Here is a 10476-nt window from a genome sequence, read left to right as displayed (position 1 = left end):
CTTGGCCTCGGCGGTCGCGACGATGCGTGCCGCGACGCCGGCGACCTCCGTCTTGCCCATGTTGGTGAGCGAAATCGCGATCAATGCGCCAAAGGCGATGCTGCCGATCAGGTTGGCGACAAACACCCAGGACCAGTTGGCGACCACGGCACCCCATCCTGCCTTGCCCTCGAAGCGCGCCAGCGGCACCAGGGCAAAGCTGCCGGTGACGAGCTCGAGCCCGAGCAGCACGATCATCACGAGGGATACTGGAAAGATCAGCGCGCCGACGATCGGCTGACCGGTCGTCACCGCGCCGGTGAACGCGAGCACGGTCGCCGCGCCCAAGAGTGCGCCCGAGAGCGCGCCACGGATGAGAAGATCGCGCGGGCCGAGCGCCAGCTTCTTCAGGCTGGCGTCGACCATCGAGGCAACGACATCGGCAGGTTTGGCGTAGTCCATCGCGAAGCTCCAGCTGCCACGCCTTGGCGTGGTCACAACGAGGGAAAGACGGGTGATCGCCGGGAAGCTCAGTTCGAAGGGCAGTGCCGCATCGGACATCGTCGTGGGGCAATCCGGTCAGCCTCGTTGCTGCGGAAATCCATCATGGACCTGGGCCAGTGGACATCGCCGCCGCTGGCCTCAACACTCTCTATTCAAAACGTGTGCCAACGCGATATGGATCGGAATTGCATGTGTTTTCAGCCTGTTGCATATTTTGCACTGCATGAACTGGATTGCAATTCATGCCTTTTGAAAAGGCAAAAGCTCAAACAATAAGCTACGAATCAGAATGCCTAAGTTTTCAGCTGACGTTCGCCGGCAGTCATGGCGCGCGAGGCGAGACCTTGAATGCGGCAAGGTAGCCGGCAACATCGTCCGGATCGAAATCCGGGCCCGCAAAGGCACTGATCGCGCCCGACGGCCTCGGTTGAATGCTGGTTTTCAGGGCGCCGTCATAAAGATCGGGCCGGAACACGGACATTGCCGTCTTCAGCGCCTCGCCGCTCAAGGGGGCCTGCCCCCAGCGCACCATCTGGGCATAGAGCCAAGCTGCCTGGGCCGGATCGGGCCGGGTCGCGCGCTCGCGCCCGAGCAGAAGGTAATTGCCGCTCGCTCGCACCGTGCCGTCGGATGACACCTTCAGCCGCCCCTCCAACGTCCGCCGGATCAAATCGGCATCGACCCCGACGCGCTCCGGCTGCGCCAAGAGGCCCACGACCTCGTCGCGGTTGTCCGCATGTTCGATGAAATCAGCCGCACGCTGGGTGGCGCGGACTAGGGCAGCCAGCGTATCCGGATTCTTCTCCGCCCAGGTCTGCCTGACAGCCAAAACCTTCTCCGCGGCGCGCACCAGAATGTCGGAGACGAAATGCAGGATGTGGCCGACGCCGCGGTCGACCGCGACCGAGTTCCAGGGCGCGCCGACGCAAAAACCGTCGACATGGCCGCTCACCAGACTATCCACCATGTAGGGCGGCGGCAGCACGACGAGGCGCACATCCTCGTCGGGATCGACCCCGCCCGCCGCCATCCAGAACCGCAGCTGATAATTATGGGTGGAGAAGGGAAAGGTCATGGCGAAGGTCAGCGGCTCCTGGCCGCTCCTTCGCCTCGCGGCGACGACTCGGGCGAGCGCGCGGGCGGTCGCCAAAGGATCGAAGCGGTCGCCGTCGATCTCGCCCATGATCGCCGCATGCAGTGCCGACGACACGGTGATGGCGTTGCCGTTGAGGGCGAGATTGAACGGCGCCAGGATCGGCACTTTGACATGAGCGACACCCAGGCTTGAGGCGATCGCAACCGGCGTCAACAGATGCGCCGCGTCGAACAGGCCGATATTGAGCTTGTCGCGGACATTCGACCAGGAGACTTCCCGCGCCAGCGTGACATCAAGCCCCTCGGCCGCGGCAAAGCCCTTGTCGACCGCAACGATCAAGGCCGCGGCGTCGACCAGCGGGATGAAGCCGATGTGCAGCGCCGTGCTCATTTCAGCATCTCCGAGGCGGTGATGATCGATTGCGCGATCTCGCCGATCCGCTTCTTTTCGCGCATCGCGGTCGAGCGCAGCAACACATAGGCCTCGTCTTCGGTCAGCCCCTTCATCTTCATCAAAATACCCTTGGCGCGATCGATCACCTTGCGCTCTTCCAGCGCGGATCTGGTGCGCGCCAATTCATCCTGCAGCTTGGCAAAGGCATTGAAGCGGGACACGCAGAGGTCGAGAATCGGCTTGATGCGTTCCTTCTTCAGCCCGTCGACGATGTAGGCGGATACCCCGGCATCGACGGAGGCCTGGATCGAGGCCGCATCGCTCTGGTCGACGAACATCGCGATCGGCCGGCGCACGGCGCGGCTGACCTGGAACATCTGTTCCAGCACGTCGCGGCTGGGATTTTCCAGGTCGATCAGGATGACGTCGGGATCGAGGGCATAGATGCGCGTTAGCAGGCTTTGCATTTCGCTGATGTGGACCACTCCGGTATAGCCCGCCTCGCGCAACCCCTCCTGCAAGATGGCGGCGCGAATCGGGCTTTCATCCACGATCACGATTTTGGGGGACTGGTCGGCACTCATCGATCACCCGGAGCTCTTGCCGGTCATCCATAGCACGCCATTTGGAAGCTTAAAGGCTTGTCATCATGGACAATTCGCACTAGCTGCTAGGCCAATAATTAGGCAGATCGAACATGCAACAGGCCGCCGCGCCAAAAATCAGCTTCGTCTCGCTGGGCTGTCCCAAGGCTCTGGTCGATTCCGAGCGCATCATCACGCGCCTGCGCGCGGAAGGCTACGAGCTCGCGCGCAAGCATGACGGCGCCGACGTCGTGATCGTCAACACCTGCGGCTTCCTCGATAGTGCCAAGCACGAATCGCTCGCCGCGATCGGCGAGGCGATGGCGGAGAACGGCAAGGTCATCGTCACCGGCTGCATGGGCGCCGAGCCCGAGCAGATCTCGAATGCCTATCCGGGCGTGCTGTCGATCACAGGGCCGCAGCAATATGAGAGCGTATTGGAGGCCGTGCATCGCGCGCTGCCGCCGGCGCACAATCCGCATCTCGACCTGGTGCCGCCGCAGGGCATCAAGCTGACGCCGCGGCATTATGCCTATTTGAAGATTTCCGAAGGCTGCAACAACCGCTGCAGTTTTTGCATCATCCCAAAACTGCGCGGCGATCTGGTGTCACGTCCGGCTGGTGACGTGCTGCGCGAGGCGGAGCGGCTGGTCGCGGCCGGCGTCAAGGAGCTTCTGGTCATCTCGCAGGACACCTCCGCCTACGGCGTCGACATCAAATATGCCGCGAGCCCGTGGAAGGACCGCGAGATCAGGGCAAGATTCTTCGACCTCGCAAACGAGCTTGGCGAGCTCGGCGCCTGGGTCCGCCTGCAATATGTCTATCCCTACCCGCATGTCGACGAGGTCATCGGCCTGATGGCCGAAGGCAAGGTGCTGCCCTATCTCGACATCCCCTTCCAGCATGCAAGTCCCGACGTGCTGCGTGCGATGAAGCGGCCGGCTGCGCAGGACAAGACGCTGGCGCGAGTCGCAGCGTGGCGCGCGCAGTGCCCGGAGCTGGCGCTCCGCTCGACCTTCATCGTCGGCTTCCCCGGCGAGAGCGATGCCGATTTCGCCTATCTGCTGGACTGGCTCGACGAAGCCGAGATCGACCGCCTCGGCTGCTTCAAATATGAGCCGGTGGCCGGCGCCACCTCCAACGCGTTGCCGAACGCCGTGCCGGATGAAGTGAAGCAGCAGCGCTATGACGTGCTGATGGCGCATCAGCAAAAGATCTCGGCGCGCAAATTGAAGCGCAAGGTCGGCACCAGGCAGCAGGTCATCATCGACGAGGTCGGCCCGACCGTCGCCAAGGGGCGCTCGAAGGCGGATGCGCCGGAGATCGATGGCGCGGTCTACCTGTCGAGCCGCAGGCCGCTCAGGGTCGGCGAGATCGTCACCGCAAAGATCGATCGGGCGGACCAGTATGACCTGCACGGCAGCGTCGCGGGATTTTGACATCCGCGGCGCATGGCCGTCCAGACTAATTCAGCGTCGATCCTGAGGATGTCGACTTCACGGTCCAGAGCTTCAGGAGACGGTGGGCGCTTTCAAGTGTCAAGCCGTCGAACTCGCGTTTGAGCTTGCTCAATTCCTCCGGCGCCATAACGCCGCTGGAAAACCGGGAGTTCAGGACGGCGCCGACGGTCTCCCAGCGCAGGCCCGCCACCCGGCACGGCACCAGAATGCCTTCGCTGCGCAGGCTCTGCATCAGCGGCCGGACCACCTCGACGCTGGCCTTCGACAGCTCAGCGAGCGCGGTAACGGTTTCCTCGTATTTTCGCGCCTGCGCGAAATCGAGCAGCGCGCGCTCATTGAGCCGGCCTTCCTTTTTGAGGCGCGCGATCACGAGCTTGGCCGAGGGGAAGTCGCGCGCGCGTGACATTTCCCGCTCCGCGCCGGCGGAGGCCGCGGCAACGGCGGCCCGGATTTCCTCGAACAGGAACGGCGGCGCCCGTGACAGCAGCCTGGTGCGGACCGTGTCCGTCGCCTCGCGCAGCAATGTCGAGCGAAGCTCCGATGGCAGATCGGCCCTGATCCCGGTCGCAATCGCGAGCTCGGGATCGGACGCCGCCTGCGCGATGACGATCGCAAAGCCTGTGGCGGAGACCCGCGCGCCGGGATTGTCGACCAGCCTGCGGCTGACGCTCGGGAAGCAGCGGGCCAGCAGCGCGTCGGTCACGATCTCCTGGAGCCACCAGCGGCCCGAGATCGCCAGCAGGTGTTTTTCGCCCTTTGTCTTGGCGAGCTCGATCAGGTCGTCCGCCGTGAGCCGCGCCGACTCGCTGAGAACCGGCGCTGCGATGGAAATGTCGTCGTATCGCGCCAGGCGGCGCATGACGGATGCTGGCGCCTGCCGGACCGGGGCGAGCTGGGCGCTCATCTCGGCGAGCGCAACGCGCGCGCCGACATCGGCGATGGCGCGAAGCTCGATGGTGTTGATCAGTCGCTCGAAGACGTCGCCGAACAGTTGGATCTGATCATCGCTGAAGCTGCCGGCCGACGCCAGAAACAGGGCGGTCACCCGCGCCGTCGTTTCCGCGCATTTGTCCGCGTTACGGGCGGCGACCGCCGCTTCGAGCTCGTCGCAGATCGATAAGAATGCAAGGGACATCGCTCATCCTGAGCGCGGGACATTCACAGTGGTTAACCGAACCTACAGATGGCGCCTAAACGTTTGGTAAAGCTGCAACCACCCGGTGCAGCGCTCAGCTACCGCGCCATGCTCGCCGATGCGGGGAGACCTGCAGACGATCCGACTGCGGCCGCTTGCTCGATCCTATCGGCATGTGGTCGGAACTCGCTTGACACCGCCCGCCGTCTGGCTGTATGGCCGCGTTCCATGATTTCCAACCGGACCCACCGCCGCGCCGCTTTCCGCCGTTGCATCAGCAACGACGATGGGCTCCGCCGTGTCCGACGACCACGCTGAAGATCTAAAACTCCAGCAACGTTCTCGAGAAGGCCGCTAGCCCCAAAAAGGCTCGCGGCCTTCGCGCATTTTTGGCCCCGAAAACCCGTTTCAACCAGAGGAGACCGACCATGACCATCTGTCCGTTCGACCATCTGATGGACATCACCGCGCGCCCGAAAACCGTATTCGTGCGCGGCGAAGGCTCCTTTCTATGGGACGACACCGACAAGCGCTACCTCGATTTCGTCCAGGGCTGGGCGGTGAACTGCCTCGGCCACTCCCCGGCCGTGGTGGCCGACGCGCTGACGGCGCAGGCGAAACGACTGCTCACGCCAAGTCCGGCGTTTTACAACGACACCAGCCTGAAGCTTGCGAAGGCACTCGTCGCACACAGCGCCTTCGATCAGGTCTTCTTCGCCAATTCCGGCGCCGAAGCCAACGAGGGCGCCATCAAACTCGCGCGCAAATACGGCGCTCTGCACAAGGGTGGCGCGTTCGAGATCATCACTTTTGAGGGCGGCTTCCATGGCCGCACGCTGGCGACCATGTCGGCCTCCGGCAAGAAGGCTTTTGAGCCGCTGTTCGAGCCAAAGGTGCCCGGCTTTCGCAAGGCGACATTGAACGATCTCGCCTCGGTCGAGCAGCTGATCGACAAAAATACCGTCGCCGTGATGCTGGAACCTGTCCAGGGCGAAGCCGGGGTGTGGCCCGCGACCGACCAGTTCCTGCAACAATTGCGGGCCCTGACGAAGGCGCACGGCCTGCTCTTGATCGTCGACGAGATCCAAACCGGCATGGGGCGCACCGCAAAACTGTTCGGCTACGAGCATTCTGGCATCGCGCCCGACATCATGACGCTCGCCAAAGGCATTGCCGGCGGCGCGCCGCTTGCGGCGCTTCTTGCGACCGAAAAAGTCTCGTGCTTCGAGCATGGCGACCAAGGCGGTACTTTTAACGGCAACCCGCTGATGTGCGCGGCGGGGCTTGCCGTGCTCGACGTCGTCGCCACGCCTTCTTTCCTGAAGTCGGTGGCGGAGACGGGCCGCTTTCTGGAGAGCGAACTGCAAAAACTCTCCGCGCGGCACGGGCTCGGTGAAGTCCGCGGCCGGGGGCTTCTGCTCGCCGTCGACCTCAAGCTGCCGATCGGAGCCGCGATCGTGGCGCAGGCGTTCGCGGATGGCCTTCTGCTGAACGCGCCGCGGCCGGACACGCTGCGCTTCATGCCCGCGCTCAACGTCACGCGCGCGGAGATCATGTTGATGATCGACGGTCTCGACGCGGTCCTGACCAAATCGGGCGCCGCGCGGCGCGTGGCGTGAGGCGCAGGCCTCTCCCCGCAAGCGAGAGGCCGCGGAGGCTGACACAGCGCCGGCTATTCGGCCTTCGGCCTCGCCTGACCTTCGATCAGACCGAGCAGGCGGGCGAACCGGCTGCGCGATGGCGCCTCCGCCTCCTCGACGACATCAGGCGCGAGGCTGACCAGGATGAAATGGTTGATCAGTTCGATCGTCACGTGAAAGCGTCCGCCTTCTGCGTCCACATATTCGATGCTGGTCGCATGCCCTTCCGACGACTTGCTGTGGGGAGTCCAGCGCAGCGCCGTGCCGAGGTAGCGGATCATCTCGCCGACCGTGTGCGGATGCCCCTTCCCTTCCGGCAGCCGCAGGATCTCGCGCGCCTTCGAGTTCATGGTCAGGACGCGGGCGTCGTCGGTCGTGCGCTTGCCGTCCATGATCGGGACGGCCGCGATGATGCCCACGGGAGAGCGGTCGTACAGGATCCGGAGCAGATCGACCTTCTCGTTGAGCAGACTCATATAGCTCAAGACGAAGATCGGCTTGCTGCGCTCGGACGCGGCCAGCGGCAGCATCATCGCTTCCCAATACACGTTGCGGTTCGACAAGGACGAAATGTAACGCGCATAGATCGGCTGGTTCTCCGCCAGGCACTCGTCGTAGAGATCCTTGATGCTGTTGGCGGTGGCGAACTGCATTTCAGAGGTCAGCGTGCCGCGCATGTCCCGCCCGACCGCCGCGATGTAGCTGTCGCTCTGGCCGATCACGAGATACTCGCCGCCGATCTTCAGCGCGAGCAGGGTCTGGTCGAACATGTTCGCCTCGGAGAACATGTCGCGCAGCCGCGGCTGCTGGCTAACCCGCTGGAACAGCCATCGCCGATAGGCCAGATCGAGCGACCGCGCGTGGATCTGCTCATCGATGGCCTTGCCTTTCCAGGCCTGGATTGCGGCGCGACGATCGGCGCCGATATCTTCCGAGCGCTCCGGCACGATCGGCGCCGGCCGAAGCGGCGCGGCTTGGGCGCCCGACATCTGCGCCATGGCAACTCTTTCTCCCGGCTCTCGACCACGAATCGCGGTCGAACGATCAGGTGAGCCTGCATTGAGAGCTGCACAACGACAAGCCGCGACCGTTCACATGGCGACTTAAGTTGTTAAGCTGTGCTTAAGCACGTACCGAAATACCGAATGCGGATGCGCTCCTACCCGCCCTTCACGGCGCCCGCCGTCAACCCGGCGACGATCTGGCGCTGGGCGAAGATCGTGAGCAGCAGTACGGGAAAGGTGACGATCAGGGCGGCGGCCGCAAGCGGTCCCCAGCTCAGCTGGTCGAAGGAAATCATGTTGTAAACCGCAACCGGAAGCGTCCGCGTCTCGCGGCCGGCCAGCACGATGCCGAACACAAAATTATTCCAGGAGAAGATCACCGCGAGGATGAAGGCGACCGCAAGCCCCGGCTTGGCGATCGGCAGCGCCACATGGCGGAATACCTGCCAGCGCGTCGCGCCGTCGATCAGCGCAGCCTCCTCGAGTTCGAGCGGCGTGGTTTCGAAATAGCCGATCATGATCCAGATCACGATCGGCACGGTCACCACCAGGTGGATGATGATCTGCGGCCACAGCGTGCCGAGCAGCCCGAGCCACTGGAACAGCAGGAACAGCGGAATGAGGTAGGACAGTCCCGGCGTGATGCGCGCGATCAGGATCACGATAGCGGATTTTTTCGCAGCCATCCGCGCAATGCCGTAGCCGGCGGGCACCCCGACCAGCATCGCCAGCAAGGTCGCGGTGCCGGTCACCACGAGCGAGTTCTTGAAATAGGTCAGGAAGCGGTTGGACGCGAGCACATCGGTGTAGTTCGACCAAGCAAAGTGCTCGGGGATCAGCACCGGTGGATAGGCGGCGTTGTCGACCTCGAACTTGACCGACAGCGAGATCATCCAGAGGAAGAACAGGATCGCCGGCGAGACGATGAGAAACACCGACAGCCACAGCCCGATCCGGCCGATGACGAAGCGGATGCTCATGCCCCACCTCCGATCTCGGTCCATTGTGCACGTTGCCGCAGGTATAACAGCAGCGCCGCCAGCGCGACGATCAGCAGGAACAGGATCACGGCGATCGCCGAACCATAGCCGAGGTCGTAATAGGTGAAGGCGACGCTGTAGAGGTAGAGGTTGATGGTCTCCGATGCGGTGCCAGGTCCGCCCTGCGTGATCGCGAAGATGATGTCAAAACTCTTCACCGCATCGATCATGCGCACCATGGCCGCGATGAACAGGAATGGCGAGATCAGTGGCAGCGTGATGTAGCGGAACATCTGCCAGGCGGTTGCGCCGTCGATCAGCGCGCCCTCGTAGGGCTCGGTCGGGATTGCCGCGATGCCGCCGAGCACGATCAGCATGATCAGCGGCGTCCATTGCCAGGTCTCGACCAGAACCAGGGACGGGATCACTGTTGCCGGGTGGAACACCCAGAGCTGCGCCGGCACTCCGACGAGCGACAGCAGGTAGTTGAGCACACCGAGCTGCGGGTGGAACATCATGGTCCACACCAGGGCGATCGCGACGGGGGTCGCCATCATCGGCATGATGAAGATCCCCCGCAGCACGCCGCGGCCCCGGAAGTTGGCATGAAACACGACGGCCGCAAAGGTCCCGAACACCAGCGGCAGCACGACCGACAGCAAGGTGTAGACGAGTGTATGCGCGACCGCCTCCACGAAGCGGGGATCGCTCGGCAGCCGCAGGTAGTTCGCGAACCCGACGAAGATGGTCGGCGAACCGACCTTCCACTCGTTCAGGCTCATCCAGATCGTGAATGCCCACGGGAAAACGATCACCGCGAGCACCACGACCAGCGCCGGGATCACGAATGGCCAGTACGAGGGACGTCGCCATTCCCGTTCGGCCGACGCGGTGACGTCGGCCGCACCGGTACGCGCTTCGAAAACGGAGCTCACGTCTTTTCACTGCGCTCCAGAATGGGCCGGAACTGTTCGTGCGCCTTCTTCAGCTCGGTGGCAGGGTCAGCCCCCGACAGCGTCGCCGTCAGCGCGGAGCCGACGATGTCGCGGAACTCCGCCACCGGAATGATCACCGGGAGCCCAAGCTTCGAGATCTTTGCGGAAGAGATCACCGACTGCAGCCATTCCGCGGGCATTTTTACACCGCTGCGCGTCGCCGGATCGTCCAGCACCGAATTGCGGAACGGCACGCCTCCGCCCGCCTGCAGCAGCCGCGCGCCCTGCGCGCGCGAGACCATCCACTGGCACAGCAGATAGGCCGCTTCCTTGTTGGGGCTGGCCTGGGCGATCCCGATACCGTCGCCATAAGTCGCGGAATATTGTCCCTTCGGCCCGGCCGGCACCACGGTGTAGCCGACCTTGCCGACGACGCGCGAGGCCGTCGGATTTTCCAGTGGCGGCGCCCAGCCGACACCGTCGATCCACATCGCCGCGCGGCCTTGCGTGAATGCCGCCATCGACTCCATCCAGTTGAAGCCGGCGACGCCGGGCGGTGCGACCTTGGTCAGCAGGGTCTGATAGAGTTTGGTCGCCTCGATCGCCTCCGGCCCATCGGTCAGGATGTTGCCGTTGGCATCGAGGAACTCGCCGCCATAGTTCAGGAAGAAATTGGTCCAGAGCGTCATGTTGGCGTTGCGCAGGCCGCGTCCGACGAAGCCGAACGTCCCTTCCTTCGGATCGGTCAGCTTTTCGGCTGCGGCCA

The 10476-nt window shown here is 63.8% G+C and carries 10 protein-coding genes; 2 read left to right on the top strand and 8 right to left on the bottom strand.

The genetic code is table 11. The annotated features are described in order from the left end of the window. The 3 genes from JOZ76_RS28780 to JOZ76_RS28770 form a co-directional block, all read right to left on the bottom strand. Positions 1–540 (bottom strand): formate/nitrite transporter family protein (locus JOZ76_RS28780; protein WP_291704476.1); only part of this gene is annotated, 540 nt, incomplete at its 3' end. Between the two features lie 265 nt (positions 541–805). After that, entirely contained in the window at positions 806–1969 is a 1164-nt protein-coding gene (locus JOZ76_RS28775; RefSeq protein WP_291704474.1) for a CmpA/NrtA family ABC transporter substrate-binding protein, read from the bottom strand. Then, positions 1966–2556 (bottom strand): ANTAR domain-containing response regulator, encoded by a 591-nt coding sequence (locus JOZ76_RS28770; RefSeq protein WP_291704472.1) that lies wholly within the window; start codon positions 2554–2556, stop codon positions 1966–1968. The genes JOZ76_RS28775 and JOZ76_RS28770 overlap by 4 nt, the downstream gene beginning before the upstream one ends. A 113-nt stretch (positions 2557–2669) precedes the next feature. On the opposite strand from JOZ76_RS28770, the gene rimO reads away from it, so the two are divergent. After that, positions 2670–3995: a 30S ribosomal protein S12 methylthiotransferase RimO gene (rimO, locus tag JOZ76_RS28765; RefSeq protein WP_291704470.1), complete on the top strand. Its 1326-nt coding sequence runs from the start codon at positions 2670–2672 to the stop codon at positions 3993–3995. A 25-nt stretch (positions 3996–4020) separates the two neighbouring features. Here the strand turns inward: rimO and JOZ76_RS28760 are convergent, their stop codons facing one another. After that, positions 4021–5151 carry a DUF2336 domain-containing protein gene (locus tag JOZ76_RS28760; protein WP_291704468.1) on the bottom strand — a complete coding sequence of 377 codons (1131 nt, stop codon included), beginning with the start codon at positions 5149–5151 and terminating at the stop codon, positions 4021–4023. A gap of 428 nt (positions 5152–5579) precedes the next feature. Between JOZ76_RS28760 and JOZ76_RS28755 the strand changes: the two genes are divergently transcribed. Further along, entirely contained in the window at positions 5580–6770 is a 1191-nt protein-coding gene (locus tag JOZ76_RS28755) for an acetylornithine transaminase (protein WP_291704467.1), read from the top strand. Between the two features lie 53 nt (positions 6771–6823). Here JOZ76_RS28755 and JOZ76_RS28750 read toward each other — a convergent pair whose 3' ends face one another. The 4 genes from JOZ76_RS28750 to JOZ76_RS28735 all read right to left on the bottom strand — a co-directional run. After that, a complete protein-coding gene (locus tag JOZ76_RS28750; RefSeq protein WP_291704465.1) occupies positions 6824–7789 on the bottom strand; it encodes a hypothetical protein in 966 nt (321 codons plus the stop codon). A 161-nt stretch (positions 7790–7950) separates the two neighbouring features. Next, positions 7951–8775 carry a carbohydrate ABC transporter permease gene (locus JOZ76_RS28745; protein ID WP_291704463.1) on the bottom strand — a complete coding sequence of 275 codons (825 nt, stop codon included), beginning with the start codon at positions 8773–8775 and terminating at the stop codon, positions 7951–7953. Continuing rightward, positions 8772–9710 (bottom strand): carbohydrate ABC transporter permease, encoded by a 939-nt coding sequence (locus tag JOZ76_RS28740; protein WP_291704460.1) that lies wholly within the window; start codon positions 9708–9710, stop codon positions 8772–8774. The genes JOZ76_RS28745 and JOZ76_RS28740 overlap by 4 nt, the downstream gene beginning before the upstream one ends. Further along, a partial coding sequence (locus JOZ76_RS28735; protein WP_291704458.1) for an extracellular solute-binding protein occupies positions 9707–10476 on the bottom strand: 770 nt, incomplete at its 5' end. The genes JOZ76_RS28740 and JOZ76_RS28735, both read right to left, overlap by 4 nt.

Source organism: Bradyrhizobium sp., from assembly GCF_019244115.1.
Lineage (GTDB): Bacteria > Pseudomonadota > Alphaproteobacteria > Rhizobiales > Xanthobacteraceae > Bradyrhizobium.
This window is presented reverse-complemented; position numbering and strand designations above follow the sequence as displayed.

Excerpts from the sequence above, each read along its gene's own strand:
- JOZ76_RS28775 (WP_291704474.1), bottom strand. The coding sequence starts at position 1,969 with ATGAGCACGGCGCTGCACATCGGCTTCATCCCGCTGGTCGACGCCGCG.
- JOZ76_RS28770 (WP_291704472.1), bottom strand. The coding sequence starts at position 2,556 with ATGAGTGCCGACCAGTCCCCCAAAATCGTGATCGTGGATGAAAGCCCG.
- rimO (WP_291704470.1), top strand. The coding sequence starts at position 2,670 with ATGCAACAGGCCGCCGCGCCAAAAATCAGCTTCGTCTCGCTGGGCTGT.
- JOZ76_RS28760 (WP_291704468.1), bottom strand. The coding sequence starts at position 5,151 with ATGTCCCTTGCATTCTTATCGATCTGCGACGAGCTCGAAGCGGCGGTC.
- JOZ76_RS28755 (WP_291704467.1), top strand. The coding sequence starts at position 5,580 with ATGACCATCTGTCCGTTCGACCATCTGATGGACATCACCGCGCGCCCG.
- JOZ76_RS28750 (WP_291704465.1), bottom strand. The coding sequence starts at position 7,789 with ATGGCGCAGATGTCGGGCGCCCAAGCCGCGCCGCTTCGGCCGGCGCCG.
- JOZ76_RS28745 (WP_291704463.1), bottom strand. The coding sequence starts at position 8,775 with ATGAGCATCCGCTTCGTCATCGGCCGGATCGGGCTGTGGCTGTCGGTG.